This is a genomic window from Kitasatospora sp. NPDC042419, assembly GCF_056437345.1.
Genome location: NZ_JBWKAW010000004.1, coordinates 521,129 through 536,704, shown reverse-complemented (window position 1 = coordinate 536,704; position 15,576 = coordinate 521,129). Strand labels below are relative to the sequence as shown.

Below are 15,576 nucleotides of genomic sequence, written 5' to 3'. Positions count from 1 at the left end.
CTGAGGCCGGGGATGTCAACATATCTGGCGTTGACTTTTGGCACGCTGTTGAGTTCTCAAGGAACGGACACTTCCTTCAGGCGGCTTTCACACCGACCCTCCGGGCGCTTCGTTCTTTCGTGTTTCCAGCTTATCAGATGTTTTCCGCTCCGTTTTCCGGAGTTTCATTCATCGGATTTGCTTTCCACTTGCTTGCCTCCGCTCTCTCGCGGCGACTCCGGAACTGTACGGGGATCCGCCCGCCACATGCAAATCGCCCCGTCCTGCGGCGGCAGGACGGGGCGATCCGCGGTTCGAGCACGCCCGGAGCAGGCGTCAGGCAGGCATCAGGCAGGCGCCGGGCAGGAGTCAGGCTCGCGTCACGCGCGGCCCATCTCCTCGGCGATGGCCGCCGCGAAGGCGTCGATGTCGCCCTCCGTCGTGTCGAACGAACACATCCAGCGGACCTCACCGGTGTGCTCGTTCCAGAAGTAGAAGCGGTAACGCTTCTGCAGGCGCTCGCTCACCTCGCGGGGGAGGATCGCGAAGACCGCGTTCGCCTGGACCGGGCGGACGACGGTCACCCCGTCGATGCCGCGGACGGCGGCCTCCAGGCGGCTGGCCATCGCGTTGGCGTGGCCGGCGTTGCGGAGGTAGAGGTCGCCCGAGAGCAGCGCCTCGAACTGGATCGACACGAAGCGCATCTTCGAGGCGAGCTGCATCGAGGTCTTGCGCAGGAACTTGATGTTCCGGACCTTCTCGGGGTTGAGCACGACCACGCACTCGCCGAGCAGCAGGCCGTTCTTCGTCCCGCCGAAGGAGAGCACGTCGACGCCCACGTCCGTGGTGAAGGCGCGCAGCGGGACACCGAGCGAGGCGGCGGCGTTGGCCAGGCGGGAGCCGTCCACGTGGACCAACATGCCGTGCTGGTGCGCGTGGTCGACGATCGCCCGGATCTCCTCGACCGTGTAGAGGGTGCCGAGCTCGGTGCTCTGGGTGATCGAGACCGCGAGCGGCTGCGCGCGGTGCTCGTCGCCGTAGCCCCAGGCCTGCTGGTCGATGAGCTCGGGGGTGAGCTTGCCGTCCGGGGTGGGGACGGTGAGCAGCTTGATGCCGCCCATCTTCTCGGGGGCACCGCCCTCGTCCACGTTGATGTGGGCGGTCTCGGCGGTGATCACCGCGCCCCAGCGCGGGAGCAGCGCCTGGAGCGCGACGACGTTGGCGCCGGTCCCGTTGAAGACGGGGTACGCCTCGGCCTTGTCGCCGAAGTGGCGGCGGAAGACGTCCTGCAGGTGCGCGGTGTAGTCGTCCTCGCCGTAGGAGACCTGGTGGCCGCCGTTGGCGAGGGCTATCGCGGAGAGGACCTCCGGGTGCACGCCGGCGTAGTTGTCGCTGGCGAAGCCGCGGACGGCGGGGTCGTGCCGCCGGACCGCGTCCGTGTGGGAGGTGAGGTCGGTCATCGGGCTGTCAGCCACAGGTGCTGTCCGTTCAGTTCTTCGGCGGGGCGGTCCCAGAGGCCCGCCAGGGTGGTGGCGAGGTCGGCGGTGTCGGTGAAGCCGGGGAACTTCGCGTCCGGCTTCTCGGCCCGCATCTCGGGACTGACCAACGCCTTGATCACCAGGATGGCAGCTGCGGCGGTGGGCTTGCCGTCCTCGGCGGTGGTCTCCTTCTTGAAGGAGTCCGCCATGGCGAGCGTCCAGGCCTCGGTGGCCGCCTTGGCCGCGGCGTAGGCGGCGCCGCCCGCGGTGGGCTTGTGCGCCGCGGCGGCCGAGATCATGGCGTAGCGGCCGGCGGTGCTGCGGACGAGGGCGGGCTGGAACGCCAGCGAGGTGTGCTGGAGGGTCCGCACGACGGTGTCGTGCAGGAAGTCCCAGTCGTCGATCCGGGAGTCGAAGAAGGTCTTGCTGCCGCGCCAGCCGCCGACGAGGTGGAGGAGGCCGTCGACGTGGCCGTGCTCGGCCTCCAGGTGGTCGGCCCAGTCGTGGACCTCCTGCGGGTCGAGGAGGTCGATGACCTGGCCGCTGACCTTGGCTCCGCGCACGGCGACGCGCACGGTGTCGAGGGCGGCCTCCAGCCGCTGGGCGTCGATGTCGGCGCCGACGACGGTGGCGCCGTCGGCGGCGAGGCGGCGCAGCACGGCCTGGCCGGCCGGGCCGCTGGCTCCGGCGACGGCGATCACCTTGCCGTTGAGCGGTCCCTTGGGTGCGGTGGTCACGCGGCAGCTCCCTGCAGGCCGGCACCGGTGATGCCGGTGGTCGAGGCGATGACGCCGCTGAGCTTCTTGGAGAGGGCCTCGTAGAACATGCTCAGCGGGAACTCGTCGGGGAGCACAGCGTCGCACAGCGCCTTGTTGAGGGCCTTGCCTTCGGTGATGTCGAACGGCAGCGCCTCGGAGCCCTTCGCCCAGGTGGAGGCGGGGTGCGGGGTGAGGTAGCGGGAGACCAGCTCGTAGGCGGCGATCCAGTGGGCCGGCTTGGGCCGGTCGATGCCGTCGCGGTAGAGGGTCTCGATCTCGGCGCAGAGCGCGTTGGTGACCTGCGGGGCCCGCTCCCAGTCGATGCTGAGGCGGTTGTCGCGCCAGCGCAGCGCGTCGTGCTTGTGCAGGTACGCGAAGAGCAGCTGGCCGCCGAGGCCGTCGTAGTTGCGGACGCGGTCGCCGCTGACCGGGAAGCGGAAGAGGCGGTCGAAGAGGATCGCGTACTGGACGTCGCGGGCGTGCTCGTTGCCCTCGGCCTCCAGCTTCACCGCCTCCTTGAAGGTGGTGAGGTCGCAGCGGAGCTCCTCCAGGCCGTACATCCAGAACGGGCTGCGCTGCTTGATCATGAAGGGGTCGAACGGCAGGTCGCCGTGGCTGTGGGTGCGGTCGTGGATGAGGTCCCACAGCACGAAGGTCTGCTGGGAGCGCTCCTGGTCCTGGAGCAGGCTCTCGGCGTCGGCCGGGATCTCCAGGCCGAGCAGCTCGACGGCGTTGGTGGAGACGACCCGGAAGCGGGCGGCCTCGCGGTCGCAGAAGATGCCGCCCCAGGTGAAACGTTCCGGCGCCTTGCGCACGGCCACGGTCTCGGGGAAGAGGACGGCGGAGTTGGTGTCGTAGCCGGCCGTGAAGTCGGTGAAGGTGATCGGCACGAACATCGGGTTGTCGAAGCGGGTGCGCTCCAGCTCCGCCAGCCAGTCGGGCCAGACGACGCTCAGCAGGACGGCTTCCAGGTTCCGGTTCGGGTTGCCGTTCTGGGTGTACATCGGGAAGACGACCAGGTGCTCCAGGCCGTCCTCGCGCTGCTCGGCGGGCTGGAAGGCGAGCAGCGAGTCCAGGAAGTCGGGCTCCCGGTAGCCGGTGTCGGCCCACTTGGCCAGGTCGGCGTCGACGGCGGCCAGGTAGGCGGCGTCGTGCTGGAAGAGCGGCGCGAGCTCCGCGATCGCCGTGCGCACGGTGGCGACCAGCGGGTCGACCGTCTGGCGATCGACGACGGACAGGTCGATCGAGCCGTCCTTGGACTGAAGGGGGCGGAGGGCCTCGACAGCGTCCTTGAGCCGCAGCCAGGCCGGGTGGCCGGCGAGGGTCTCGGCCGGAGCGTCGGCCGCCACGGCGAGCCTTGGCGAAAGATTCTGCATCGGGGACTCACTTCGACAGGAGGGTTTTCAACGAGACCACCATAAGTACGAAAGGTTCTTCTGTTCAAGGGGGCACCTGGCGGCGGATCTGCGGTGACCGGGGGCTGCGGCCGTATGTCGTCCACGTGAACAGCTGCCGGGATCTTCCGGGACAGAGTGGGTGAAGCCTCCCAAGCCGACCATGCCGCGCGTGTTCCGAGGTCGCCACCGGGGGAGGTTCCCCACCCGACCGGTCCGCCTCCGTCCCCCCGGGAGTCCCGCCATGCCCCTCCCCCGCAAGCCGCTCGTCGCCCTGCTGCTCGCCGGTGCCCTGCTGGCCGCCTGCGCCCCGCAGGACTCCGCGTCCGGCGGGGGCGCCTCGTCCACGGACACGGCCGGCGGCTGCGCTCCGGGCGGGCTGCCCACCCGGACGCCGGGGACGCTGACCGTCGGCACGGACAAACCCGCGTACGACCCGTGGTTCTCCGGGGACGAGCCGGCGAACGGCAAGGGCTTCGAGTCGGCGGTCGCGTACGCGGTCGCGGAGAAGCTGGGCTACCCCAGGGAGAAGGTGAGCTGGGTCGTCGCGCCGTTCGGCAGGGCGACCGCCCCCGGGCCGAAGGACTTCGACTTCGACGTGAACCAGGTGTCGATCAGTGCCGAGCGCCGGCAGGCGGTGGACTTCTCCTCCGGCTACTACGACGTGCGGCAGGCGGTGATCGCGCTGAAGAGCTCCAAGGCGGCCTCGGCCCGGAGCCTCGCCGACCTCAAGGGCGCCAAGCTCGGCGCGCAGGTCGGCACCACGAGCCTGGACGCGGTCACGAACACCATCCGGCCGACCGTCCAGCCGGCCGTCTTCGACTCCAACGACCTCGCGAAGGCCGCGCTGAGGAACGGTCAGGTCGAGGCCCTCGTGGTCGACCTGCCGACGGCGTTCTACATCACCGCCGCCGAGGTGACGGACGCCCAGGTGGTCGGCCAGCTGGAGGGCACGGCGCAGGGCGAGCAGTTCGGCCTGGTGCTGGACAAGGGCTCGAAGCTGACCGGATGCGTCTCCGGCGCGGTGGACGCGCTGCGGGCCGACGGGACGCTGGCGAGGCTGGAGAAGCAGTGGCTCTCGGACGCCGTCTCGGCGCCCGTCCTCAAGTGAGCGGCACTGTGAAGGGGCCTTCCCCGGAGGCGGCCGATCCGGGCGCGGCGGCCGATCCGGAGGCGGCGGGAGCCCCGGGTGCGGCGGCCGGCCCGGGTGCGGCGGCCGGCCCGGGTGCGGCGGCGGACGACTACCGGCCGTCGGCGCGCCGGCTCGCCCACGAGGCGTACCGGCGCAGCCGGGCCCGGCGCTCGGCGCTGATCGCGGCCGCCTCGACGCTGGCGACGGCGGTGGCGCTGGTCCTGCTGGTGGTCGGCTCGCCCGGCTGGCCTGCCGTGCGGCGGTCGTTCTTCAGCGCCGAGTACGCCCGGCAGGCGCTGCCCGAGGTGCTCAAGGGGCTGCGGATCAACCTGGAGCTGATGGCCGTCTGCGGCGTGCTGATCCTCTTCTTCGGCCTGCTGCTCGCGGTGCTGCGGACGCTGAACGGGCCGGTCTTCCTGCCGGTGCGCCTGCTGGCCACCGTGTACGTGGACTTCTTCCTCGGCCTGCCGATGATCATCTGCCTGCTGGTGATGATCACCGGTGTGCCGGCGTTGCGGCTGGCCGGCGTCACCACCGATCCGCTGTGGCTCGGCGGCGCCGCGCTGGTCCTGACGTACGCGGCGTACGTGTCGGAGGTGTTCCGGGCCGGGATCGAGTCGGTGCACCCGAGCCAGCGGGCCGCCGCCCGGTCGCTGGGCCTCTCCAACGCGCAGGCGATGCGCCACGTGGTGCTGCCGCAGGCGGTCCGCCGGGTGGTGCCGCCGCTCCTCAACAACCTGGTCAGCCTGCAGAAGGACACCGGGCTGGTCTCGATCGGCGGGGTGATCGACGCGGTGTACGCGGCGAAGATCATCAACGGCCGGTCGTTCAACTCCACCCCGTACCTGGTGGCGGCGCTCGTCTTCGTGGTGCTGACCATCCCGCTCACCCGGTTCACCGGGTGGCTGACCACCCGGATGAACCGCCGACGGCAGCAGGGAGGTGCGGTGTGACCGGACGACCGGGCACGGAGGCGGACGGTGGCGCGGCCGACGGCGCGCACGGCGGCGCGGGCGGCGGGCCGGTGCTGCGCCTGGAGTCCGTCCGCAAGACCTTCAACGGCCAGGTGGTGCTCCGGGACGTCGACCTCAGCGTTCCCGAGCACTCGGTGACGGCGCTGATCGGCGCCTCGGGCTCCGGCAAGTCGACCCTCCTGCGCTGCGTCAACCTGCTGGAGCGGATCGACGACGGCGCGGTCTTCCTGGACGGCGCGGAGATCACCGACCCGCGCGCCGACGAGGACGCCGTCCGACGGCGGATCGGCGTCGTCTTCCAGGCGTACAACCTCTTCCCCCACATGACGGTGCTGGAGAACGTGACGCTCGCCCCGCGCCGGGTGCACGGCCTGACCCGGGCCGGGGCGGAGGCGCGGGCCCTCGACCTGCTGGACCGGCTGGGGCTGGCGGCGAAGGCGCGGGAGTACCCCGACCGGCTCTCGGGCGGCCAGCAGCAGCGGGTGGCCATCGTCCGGGCCCTCGCCACCGGGCCGCGGCTGCTGCTGCTCGACGAGATCACCGCGGCGCTCGACCCGGAGCTGGTCGGCGAGGTGCTGTCGGTGGTGCGCGACCTCAAGGAGCAGGGCATGACGATGCTGGTCGCGACCCACGAGATGGCGTTCGCCCGCGAGATCGCGGACCAGGTCTGCTTCCTGGACGCCGGGGTGGTGCTCGAACAGGGCCCGCCGGAGCAGGTGTTCGGGGCGCCGCAGCAGGAGCGGACCCGGCGGTTCCTGAGCCGGGTCATCGCCTCCGGCCGGCTGTCCGGACCGGCCGGGCAGGGCTGACTCGCCGACGGGCCGGACGGTGCGGACGGGCCGGACGGTGCGGACGGGCCGGACAGGCCGCGGACCGGCGCCCGCCGACGGGCCCGCCCTGTCGGTCACCACCATGCGCCCCCGCGCGCGCCCTGCTGCGCACGGCCCCGAGCCGTGATCGTGGACGGTGCCCCGTCCCACGCCGGACGCCCGTCCGCGCCGCCCGGGAGGTCGTCGTTGCACGGATCAGCCCTGGTCAGCTGGTTGCTGGCGGCCGTCGCCGCGGCCTCCGGCGGCTACTGCCTCAGCCGGCTGCGCCGCGACCCGTGCGCGGCACCGTCGGCGACCAAGGCGACCAAGGCGACCGGGGCGACCGGGGCGGGAGGAACCGGAGCCGGGACGGCCCGCGCGCGGCGGCTGCACGCGTACGAGTCGGATGCCGCCGAGGCGCTGATGGGCTTCGGGATGGCCGCGATGGCGGTGAGCGGGACGGCCGTGCCGGGCACCGTCTGGGCCTGGGTGTTCGGCCCGCCCGCGGCCGCCCTGCTGCTGGCCGCCCTGTGCCGTCCGGACCGGCGGGCGCACCGGCTGCACCACGCGGTCGGCGCGCTGGCGATGACCTACATGGCGCTCGTGATGGCCACCGCCCCGGGCGGGCACGCCGGGCACCACCTTCCGGCGGCCGGGTCGCCGGCGCTGACCGGCGTGCTGCTGGCCTACTTCGGCGGGTACGCGCTCTGGTCGGGCAGCCGGCTGCTCAGCTTCGCGGGCGACGGTCCCGGCGGGATGCCGACCGCTGCGGCGGCGCTGCCCCGGGCCTGCCGGCTGTCGATGGGCATCGGCATGTTCGCCATGCTCCTGACCATGTGACACCGGCCCTCGCGCCCGCCCCCGGGGCGCGGCCCCGGGCGGCCGTGGCGTTGGTCACTGGGTGGCCGAAAGTCGTACCACGGCGCGTCGCCAGCGCATAGGTTGGCAGGGAGCGCATCGTCGCGCTCCGTGCGTCCCCGGGGAGCCCATGCCATGACGGCCCTGCTCGGCCTGCTGCTGCTCGGACTGCTGCTCGCCACGGTCGCCCCCCGGCTGCTGACCCGGGCCCGTTGGGTGGACCGCGAACCCGTCCTGGCGCTGCTGGTCTGGCAGTGCCTGGTGGTGGCCCTGCTGTTGTGCTGCGCGCTGAGTCTGCTGCTGGCCGCGTCGGCCGCACTCCCCGAACTGCGCTCGCTGCTGTTCGCGGGCGCGCCGCGCGGGGTGGAGGCCGCGTACGGGCTGCACAACGCCGAGGGCTGGGGCCGGCTCTGCGCCGCGGTGCTGGCGGCGGGCGGCCTCCAGACGCTGGTGGCGCTGACCCGCGAGGTCCGCTCGGCGAAGGCGCTGCGCGCCCACCGTCATGCAGAACTCGCCACACTGGCACCCGAGTTGCCGACATCGATCGCCGGCGCCGGGCAGCGCCGGGAGCGGCTGGTGGTACTGGAGGACGTCCGCCCCGGGGCGTGGTCGCTGCCCGGGCACAACTCGCGGCTGGTGGTCACCACCGGGGCGCTCCGGCAGCTGACCGACCGGGAACTGGAGGCGGTGCTGAGCCACGAGCGCGGGCACGTCCGGGCCAGGCACCACTGGCTGGCGCAGGGTGCGCAGGCCCTCGCCTCGGGCTTCCCGGGGGTCGGCGTGTTCAGCGCCTTCCGGGACCAGGTGGGCGAGTTGGTCGAGCTGGCGGCGGACGACCGGGCGGCACGCCGGCACGGCCGGCACACCACCGCCCTGGCGCTGGCCGAACTCAACCTGGGACGCGGGGTGTTCGGCTCCTGCCCGCCCGGGCTGGCACAGTCGCCGAGGCGGGTGGACCGGCTGCTGGCCGGGCAGCCCCGGCTCTCCGTGCCGCGCCGGCTCCGACTGACCCTGGCGGCGCTGGCCGCGCCCGCGGCGGTCGTCCTGCTCGCCGCCGCGCCCGGCCTCGCGTCGCTGCTGTAGCCCCGGAGCACCCGGGGCGCCCGGCGCCCGCCCCCGCCAAGGATCCGTCCCCGCAGGGGAGTTGACGACGCTCCGAACCGCCGACGGCGCGGGCGTTGCCGACCGTCCGGTCGGCCGGGAACTCCCGCCGGCCGGGCGGCGTCCCCTCGGCCGACAGCGTCCGCCGACCGAACGGCATCCCGACCGAACGGAGCCCCGTCAGTCGACGATCGGCCCGCAGGCGCGCACCGGCTCGTCGGCGAGGGTGAGTCCGAGCACCTCGCGATGCAGGGGGCGGGCCTCCGTGTAGCGCCGACGACCGTCCTCCGTGAGCGCGACCTGGATGCCGCGCCGGTCGCTCGCGCACATCGCGCGGGTGACCAGTCCGGCCTTCTCCAACCGGCCGATCAGCCGGGAGAGCGCGCTCTGGCTCAGGTGCACGGTGTCGGCGAGTTCCTGGATCCGCAGCCCGTGGCTGCCGCCGTCGCACCCCTCCACGAGGCGCTCCAGCACCTCGAACTCGCTCATGCCCAGCCCGTGCTTCTCGCCGAGTTCACGGTCGAGCAGGCAGGCGGTCTGGGCGTGCCGGGCGAGCAGGTCGCGCCACTCGGCGACCAGACCGGCCTCCGCCGGGGAGTCGAGGGGATCGAGTTCAGCCACGCCGCCACGCTATCACATGCGCCAGCAACTTATGCGTTAACATCTTATTCACTTGCATTGAATGCACGTGCATGTAGTCTCTTGCCCCATGACCACCGCGACCGTCACGACATCTGACGACTCATCACAGGGCGGGCCTCACTGGACCCCCCGCCTCTGGGGCACGCTGATCGTGCTCTGCGCCGCGCTGTTCCTGGACGCCCTCGACATCTCGATGGTGGGCATCGCCCTCCCCTCCATCGGCTCCGAGCTCGACCTCTCCACCTCCACCCTCCAGTGGGTGGTCTCCGGCTACGTGCTCGGCTACGGCGGCCTGCTGCTGCTCGGCGGCCGCACCGCCGACCTGCTCGGCCGCCGCCGGGTCTTCCTCGTGGCGCTCGGCGTCTTCGCCGCCGCCTCCCTGCTCGGCGGCCTGGTCGACGACGGCGGCCTGCTGATCGCCGCCCGCTTCCTCAAGGGCGTCGCCGCCGCCTTCACCGCACCGGCCGGCCTGTCGATCATCACCACCACGTTCCCGGAGGGCCCGGCCCGCAACCGGGCCCTGTCGATCTACACCACCTGCGGGGCCAGCGGCTTCTCCCTCGGCCTCGTCCTCAGCGGGCTGCTCACCTCGGTCGGCTGGCGCTGGACCTTCCTGATGCCCGTCCCGATCGCCCTGCTCGCCCTGGTCTTCGCCGTCCGGCTGCTCCCCCGCCCGACCGCCGGGGAGAAGGCCACCGGCCGGTACGACGTGCTCGGCGCGATCACCGGCACGGCCACCGTGCTGCTGCTGGTCTTCACCGTGACCGAGGCGCAGGGCGCCGGCTGGCTCAGCCTGCGCACCCTCGGCTCGCTCGCCGTGGTCGTGCTGCTCGGCGCCGCCTTCCTGTTCGTCGAGAGCCGCACCGCGCACCCGCTGGTCCGGCTCGGGATCTTCCGCAACGGCTCGGTCGCCCGGGCCAACGTGGTCGCCTTCGCGATGACCGGCGCGTACGGCGGGTTCCAGTTCGTGGTCACGCTCTACCTCCAGGAGCTGCTCGACTGGTCCGCGCTGGAGATGGCACTCGGGCTGCTGCCGGCCGGCGCCATGATCGCCCTGTCGGCGCCGTTCATGGGCCCCGTGGTGGACCGCTTCGGCACCGGCCGGCTGCTGCCGATCGGCCTGCTCGCCCTGGTCGGCGCCTTCGCGCTCTTCCTGCGGCTGGACGAGCACAGCTCGTACCCGGTGCTGGTACTGCCGTCGATCGTCCTGCTGGGCGTCGGCTTCGCACTGGCCTTCCCCTCGGTGAACATCGCCGCCACGGACGGCGTGGCCGACGAGGAGCAGGGGCTGGCCTCCGGGCTGGTGAACACCGCGATCCAGGTCGGCACCGCGGTCGTGCTGGCCGGCGCCACCGCGATCATCACCGCCGGCAGCAACGGCGGCCACAGCGCGCAGGCCCAGCTGGACGGTTACCGGCCCGCGCTGCTCTTCGTCACCGGGATCGCGGTGACCGGTCTCGTGATCGCCGTCGCGGGCGCCGTGCTCGACCGGCGGAAGAAGGCAACTCAGGTCTCCGTACCGGACTATGATTATCCGTCAGTCGACCTGGTCGACCGGCGCGGCGAGATCCTCAGCAAGAGCTGACCAGCGGAACGAGTTCCACGACGCCCGAGACCGACACCCTCGCCATCGGGCAGGCGCCGGCTCCACCAAACCCCCGTGTTGGTGGAGCCGGCGCCTCCGTACGGACCGGACGTCACCGCCAGGCCGATCGCCGGGCGCCACGGTCCGGCCGCCGGCCTCGCCAGTAGATTGGCCGACAGCCAACGAACGTACGGAGCAGACACGATGGCACCTCGCGGGGATTCGGTCAATGAGGAGATGCGCCAGCGTTCCCGGCGGCGCATCATGCGCGCCACCGTCGAACTGGTCGACCAGTACGGATACGCCGGGACCACGCTGACCGACATCGCCGAGCGGGCCGGACTGGCCCGCGGGCTGCTCTCCTACTACTTCGACGGCAAACGGCTGCTCATGCAGTCGGCGACCCACCGGATGATGCACCAGGAGCTCTCCACCGTGCTCGGCGAGCTGGCGTCCGACGCGACACCGGAGGCCCGGCTGGCCCGGGCGATCGACGCGGTGCTCGGCCTGGCCGTGGACCACCCGCGGGTGATGCGCTCGCACCTGGCACTGATCCTCGACCCGGACACCGGCGCCTTCGTCCAGGACCCGGAGCAGCAGCGGCTCGGCGCGCTCCTCCAGGGACTGCTGCACGACTGGGGCGCACCCGACCCGGTGGCCGAGCACGCGGTGCTGCGCAGCGCCCTGATGGGCGGTTGCATAGGCGTCCTGCTGCCGGGTGCGGAAGTGCCGCTGGCGCCGATCCGCGCCGACCTGTTCCGCCGCTACGGCCTGGCCTGGAACCTCGGCCGGCCGCCCCAGCCGCTCCCCCCGGAACGCGAACGGCCGCCGGCCCGCGGCTGACCCGCGGGACCGGCGGCCGTCCGGTGGAGCGGCGCGCGACGGACGGACGTCCGGTGCTCAGCGCTCCTTGAGGATCGAGGCCAGCAGGTCGATGGTGCGCTCGGGCGTGAGGCTGTCCACGCAGAGCCGCTCCATGACCTGGATGTAGGCGTCGACGTCGTCGCGCTTGTCGAGGTACAGCGCGCTGGTCAGCTGCTCCAGGTACACGACGTCCGCCAGGTCCTGCTCGGGGAAGCGCAGGATGGTGAACGCACCGGACTCACCGGCGTGCGCACCGAAGCGGAACGGCATGACCTGGATCACCACGTTGGCCTGCTCGGCCGCGTCGATCAGGTACTGGACCTGGCCGCGCATCACCTTGGGCCCGCCGACGGGACGACGCAGCGCCGCCTCGTCGATGACGGCCCAGAGCCGGGGGCTGTCGCCCTCGGTGAGCAGCTTCTGGCGGCGCATCCGCAGACTGACCCGGCGCTCGACCTCCTCGTCGCTGATCACCGGCCGACTCTGGCCGAAAACCGCCCGTGCGTACTCCTCGGACTGGAGCAGGCCGGGGACGAACTGGACCTCGTAGGTGCGGATCAGTGCGGCGGCCTCCTCCAGACCGACGTAGGTCTGGAACCACCCCGGCAGGACGTCGTTGAAGCTGTGCCACCAGCCCGACTTGTTGGCCTCCCGGACGAGCCCGAGGAGCGCCTCGCGCTCCAGGCCGTCGTCGACCCCGTAGAGGCTGAGCAGGTCCGCGACGTCGCGTTCCTTGAAGCTGACCCGGCCGAGTTCCATACGGCTGATCTTGGACTCGGACGCACGGATCGCGTAGCCCGCGTCCTCGCGGGTGATGCCGCGCGCCTCCCGGAGCCGGCGCAGCTGGGAGCCGAGGAGGATCCGGCGGACCATCGAGCCGCCGCCCGGCTGAACTGTGGTCATGTGGTCCTAACCTCCACCTAGGGCAAACAGCGCACAGTCTGCCATCAGTTGAGCGCTCACGGTGCCGATACTGACGGATGTTCCTATCAGTTCTGCACTCCGCACACCAGGATGCACGTGCATCCGGCGTTTGCATATGCCACCTGAACGACTGCACGTGAATCGACTCTTGCATCTGCAGTGAGCGCAGAGGACGATGGTGCACGTGCACCTGCACATCCCTGGCAATCCCGCGGGCTCCGCGTCGACCCCACGCGCGACTCCGTGCACAGGCCCGGCAGCGCCCCCGCGCCACCGGGCCCATGTGCGCGCGCGCCTGGTCGAGGGGGCGGCCGAGCGGCCGAGCGAGTCGGAGGTGACCGGCATGACCCCGGCGGGTCCAGCCGTGTCCGCCCCCTTATGGGAGGAGCTCTTCATGAGCACCGGAACGGCCTTGGCAGTCGACCCCCATGTGGTCACCTGTACGCTCGCTCCCCGATATGAAGCCGTCAGAACCGCGCGCGACTTCGCCAGAACCGCCCTGCACCGCTGGGGCCTGGGCGAGCTCTTCGACGACGTCGCGCTGGTGGCCTCGGAGCTGGTGACCAACGCCCTGCGGCACGCGATCGGCGCGCGCCCGGGTGCGGTGGACGACTACGACTTTCCCATGCAGACGGCGGCCGAGGGGAGGCTGCCGATCCGAATAAGCCTCGTTCACCGCTCTCCCCAGGTGGTCTGCGCGGTGAGCGACCCCAGCAACATCGGCCCGGTCGCACGGGAGGCGGACTTCGTGGCGGAGTCCGGTCGCGGCCTGCACCTGGTCGACTCCTTCAGCCACTCCTGGGGCTGGCACCCGCTCGGCGGCGGCAAGGTCGTCTGGGCGCTGTTCGAGGCGGAACCGGAACAGCGGCCGGCCCCGGTCCCCGAGATCGGCGGGCGGCACCGGCGCTCGGCGTAGTCCGGCGCACGACCCGCGGCCGGACCCCTCGGGAGCACCACACCGCCCCGGGCGGGAGGGCACGGACCGGTACGACACGACACCCCGGCAACGGCGATCGGTGGCCCTCGGGCAGCGGGCACCGGCGGCCTTCCGGCGGTGGCGCCCCCGATCCGCGTGCGGCGGCTCGGAACGGCGGCGACGGCCGGGAACCGTGACGGCAGGACACGGGGCCGAGCAGCGCATCGGCCGAACAGGGCGCAGACCCGCAGGACACCGGCCGAACAGGGCACCGGCCCACGGGCGGGACCGACGGAACAACGGGCCCGCGGGAAGCAGCCGACGGCATCGACCGACGGGCACCGACCAGCAGGCGCCGGCCTGCGGGACCGGGGCCGACCGGGCGTCGGCCGGAAAGACAAAGGCCGTCGTGGTGTCAGCACCCACGACGGCCCCCCGATGGTGAAGCCGACGGCCGGTCAGACCGCCAGGTGGTCGAACTCCCCGTCCTTGGCCCCCAGGAGCAGGGCCGCTATCTCGGCCCGGGTGTAGATGAGCGCCGGACCGTCCGGGAAGCGCGAGTTGCGCATCGCCACATCGCCGCCCGGGAGGGCTGCGAACTCGACGCAGTTGCCCTGAGAGTTGCTGTGCAGGCTCTTCTGCCAGACCACGCCCTTGAGGTCCGCAGCGGCCATCCCGTTGTACGTGTCGAACGTGTCGTGCATAGAAATCTCCCGAAGAGCTCCGGAGTGGGTCGTCCAGCTCGGCGCCCCGGCCCTCAGCCGAACGGCTGGGCCGGCCCCGTACCGGCCCGGCACAACGCCTCACTTGACGTGATGATAGCTCCAGTGCACGTGCATCAGCACGGGACGTTGCAGGTGCACGGGCTTTTCGACACCGAACCGGAACTCTTCACGAGCCGCGCACCTGACGGTACGTAAGCGGACATAGCCGACTGAATCGGCAAGCCGCCGATAACCGCCCGTAGGCGACCACCCGCTGAATGTTGATCTTCGGGAGCCGGGAGTCGCACCCCCGTGACCCTCCGTCAGACGATCCCGAACCTGTGAGACATCTCACGCGCCACCCCTGCAACTCGAACCCCCTCCCCCCGCATCTGAGGGGATACCGGGAGGGGAACCGGGTTCAGGTCGGATATGTCCGGTTTTCGGACGGGCCGCCCCTCCTGGTGCGGCAGCCGACTGCAAGGACGGCGGGGTGATGTCCTACGATCTCCGCCATGAGCACCGCAGCCATCCCGGGCGCGCCACTGCCCGTCCGTACTCCAGGCTCCCGTGCGCGGGGGCGCCACCGCCGTCCCGAGCGCCCCGAGATCCCGACCGGCTCCCCGGTCCTGCTCCTCGCCGTGCCCGCGGCCGCCGGACCGGAATCCCGGTCCGTGGTCGAGGAGCTGCTGTCCATCGTCCGCAGCGAACAGAACGGCGTGCAGACGGCGGCCGGCTACCTCCCGGCCCACGAGGCCGGGGCGGGCGCCGAGCGCACCGTCGCCGAGTTGCTGGCCGAGGCGGCCGAGGCGGGCCTGCCCACACCGGTCGTGGTGCCGCTGGTGCCCGGCCCGCACGGCTTCCTGGCCGACCTGCACGAACTCGCCGCCGAGTACGGCGCCCCCGTCACCGACGTGCTGGGCCCGCACCCGCTGCTGGCCGAGGCCGTCCACGTCCGCCTCTCCGAGGCCGGTCTGGCCCGCGCCGACCGGGCCCGGCTGTTCGCCATCGCGACCGCCGCCGACGGCGTGGTGCTCACCACCGTCGGCGGACAGGCCGCCGCCGACGCCGCCGGGATCACCGGCATGCTGCTGGCGGCCCGACTGGCCGTGCCGGTCGTCCCCGCCGCGCTCGACCTGCCCGGCTCGGTGGCCGCGGCCGTCGCCCACCTCCGCGAGATGGGCTCGCAGAACCCGGCGCTGGCCCCGCTGGTGATCGGCCCGGAGGCGGACTCCGAGCTGCTCGCCACGGCCGCCGAGGAGACCGGCTGCCCGTCGGCCGCCCCGCTGGGCGCGTACCCGACCGTGGGCCAGCTGATCGCCTCCACCTACCTGGCCACGCTGCCGGCCGCCGACTTCGAGGCGCATGCCGCCGAGGCCGCGGCCGAGGACGCCGCCGGGGAGCCGTCCGGCGGACGGCACGCCGCCCAGTAGCGCGAGCCCGGGCGCGAGCCCGTAC

At 72.4% G+C, this 15,576-nt stretch carries 15 protein-coding genes; 9 read left to right on the top strand and 6 right to left on the bottom strand.

Annotation, left to right across the window (positions count from 1 at the left end; all coding sequences use genetic code 11):
* Nucleotides 1-359: 359 nt before the first annotated feature.
* From AC067J_RS12165 to AC067J_RS12155, 3 genes are read right to left on the bottom strand one after another with little or no spacing between them, the layout of a single operon-like run.
* Entirely contained in the window at nucleotides 360-1,439 is a 1,080-nt protein-coding gene (locus AC067J_RS12165) for a threonine aldolase family protein (RefSeq protein WP_478298205.1), read from the bottom strand.
* Entirely contained in the window at nucleotides 1,436-2,194 is a 759-nt protein-coding gene (locus AC067J_RS12160; RefSeq protein ID WP_478298153.1) for an SDR family NAD(P)-dependent oxidoreductase, read from the bottom strand. Before AC067J_RS12160 ends, AC067J_RS12165 begins: the two co-directional genes overlap by 4 nt.
* On the bottom strand, nucleotides 2,191-3,591 hold the full coding sequence (locus AC067J_RS12155; RefSeq protein WP_478298151.1) for a DUF6421 family protein: 1,401 nt from the start codon (nucleotides 3,589-3,591) through the stop codon (nucleotides 2,191-2,193). The genes AC067J_RS12160 and AC067J_RS12155 overlap by 4 nt, the downstream gene beginning before the upstream one ends.
* Nucleotides 3,592-3,853: 262 nt before the next feature.
* Between AC067J_RS12155 and AC067J_RS12150 the strand changes: the two genes are divergently transcribed.
* The 5 genes from AC067J_RS12150 (at nucleotide 3,854) to AC067J_RS12130 (ending at nucleotide 8,465) form a co-directional block, all read left to right on the top strand.
* A complete protein-coding gene (locus AC067J_RS12150) occupies nucleotides 3,854-4,720 on the top strand; it encodes an ABC transporter substrate-binding protein (protein WP_478298150.1) in 867 nt (288 codons plus the stop codon).
* A complete protein-coding gene (locus AC067J_RS12145; protein ID WP_478298148.1) occupies nucleotides 4,717-5,694 on the top strand; it encodes an amino acid ABC transporter permease in 978 nt (325 codons plus the stop codon). Before AC067J_RS12150 ends, AC067J_RS12145 begins: the two co-directional genes overlap by 4 nt.
* A 71-nt stretch (nucleotides 5,695-5,765) precedes the next feature.
* A complete protein-coding gene (locus AC067J_RS12140; RefSeq protein WP_478298203.1) occupies nucleotides 5,766-6,524 on the top strand; it encodes an amino acid ABC transporter ATP-binding protein in 759 nt (252 codons plus the stop codon).
* Nucleotides 6,525-6,731: 207 nt separating this feature from the next.
* Entirely contained in the window at nucleotides 6,732-7,364 is a 633-nt protein-coding gene (locus AC067J_RS12135) for a DUF5134 domain-containing protein (protein ID WP_478298146.1), read from the top strand.
* Nucleotides 7,365-7,517: 153 nt separating this feature from the next.
* Nucleotides 7,518-8,465, top strand: coding sequence for a M56 family metallopeptidase (locus AC067J_RS12130; protein ID WP_478298145.1), 948 nt, complete (start codon nucleotides 7,518-7,520; stop codon nucleotides 8,463-8,465).
* Between the two features lie 198 nt (nucleotides 8,466-8,663).
* On the opposite strand, the gene AC067J_RS12125 is transcribed toward AC067J_RS12130, so the two are convergent.
* A complete protein-coding gene (locus AC067J_RS12125; RefSeq protein WP_478298143.1) occupies nucleotides 8,664-9,104 on the bottom strand; it encodes a MarR family winged helix-turn-helix transcriptional regulator in 441 nt (146 codons plus the stop codon).
* Nucleotides 9,105-9,192: 88 nt separating this feature from the next.
* Between AC067J_RS12125 and AC067J_RS12120 the strand changes: the two genes are divergently transcribed.
* On the top strand, nucleotides 9,193-10,710 hold the full coding sequence (locus tag AC067J_RS12120; protein WP_478298141.1) for an MFS transporter: 1,518 nt from the start codon (nucleotides 9,193-9,195) through the stop codon (nucleotides 10,708-10,710).
* Nucleotides 10,711-10,947: 237 nt separating this feature from the next.
* On the top strand, nucleotides 10,948-11,553 hold the full coding sequence (locus tag AC067J_RS12115) for a TetR/AcrR family transcriptional regulator (RefSeq protein WP_478298139.1): 606 nt from the start codon (nucleotides 10,948-10,950) through the stop codon (nucleotides 11,551-11,553).
* A 57-nt stretch (nucleotides 11,554-11,610) separates the two neighbouring features.
* On the opposite strand, the gene AC067J_RS12110 is transcribed toward AC067J_RS12115, so the two are convergent.
* Nucleotides 11,611-12,477 carry a helix-turn-helix domain-containing protein gene (locus tag AC067J_RS12110; protein WP_327683117.1) on the bottom strand — a complete coding sequence of 289 codons (867 nt, stop codon included), beginning with the start codon at nucleotides 12,475-12,477 and terminating at the stop codon, nucleotides 11,611-11,613.
* Nucleotides 12,478-12,892: 415 nt separating this feature from the next.
* On the opposite strand from AC067J_RS12110, the gene AC067J_RS12105 reads away from it, so the two are divergent.
* Nucleotides 12,893-13,414, top strand: a complete 522-nt coding sequence (locus tag AC067J_RS12105; protein WP_478298137.1) for an ATP-binding protein — start codon at nucleotides 12,893-12,895, stop codon at nucleotides 13,412-13,414.
* Nucleotides 13,415-13,872: 458 nt separating this feature from the next.
* On the opposite strand, the gene AC067J_RS12100 is transcribed toward AC067J_RS12105, so the two are convergent.
* Nucleotides 13,873-14,118 carry a DUF397 domain-containing protein gene (locus AC067J_RS12100; RefSeq protein WP_327683113.1) on the bottom strand — a complete coding sequence of 82 codons (246 nt, stop codon included), beginning with the start codon at nucleotides 14,116-14,118 and terminating at the stop codon, nucleotides 13,873-13,875.
* 515 nt (nucleotides 14,119-14,633) lie between these two features.
* Here AC067J_RS12100 and AC067J_RS12095 point away from each other — a divergent pair.
* Entirely contained in the window at nucleotides 14,634-15,551 is a 918-nt protein-coding gene (locus AC067J_RS12095; RefSeq protein ID WP_478298135.1) for a hypothetical protein, read from the top strand.
* The last annotated feature ends 25 nt before the right edge of the window (nucleotides 15,552-15,576 follow it).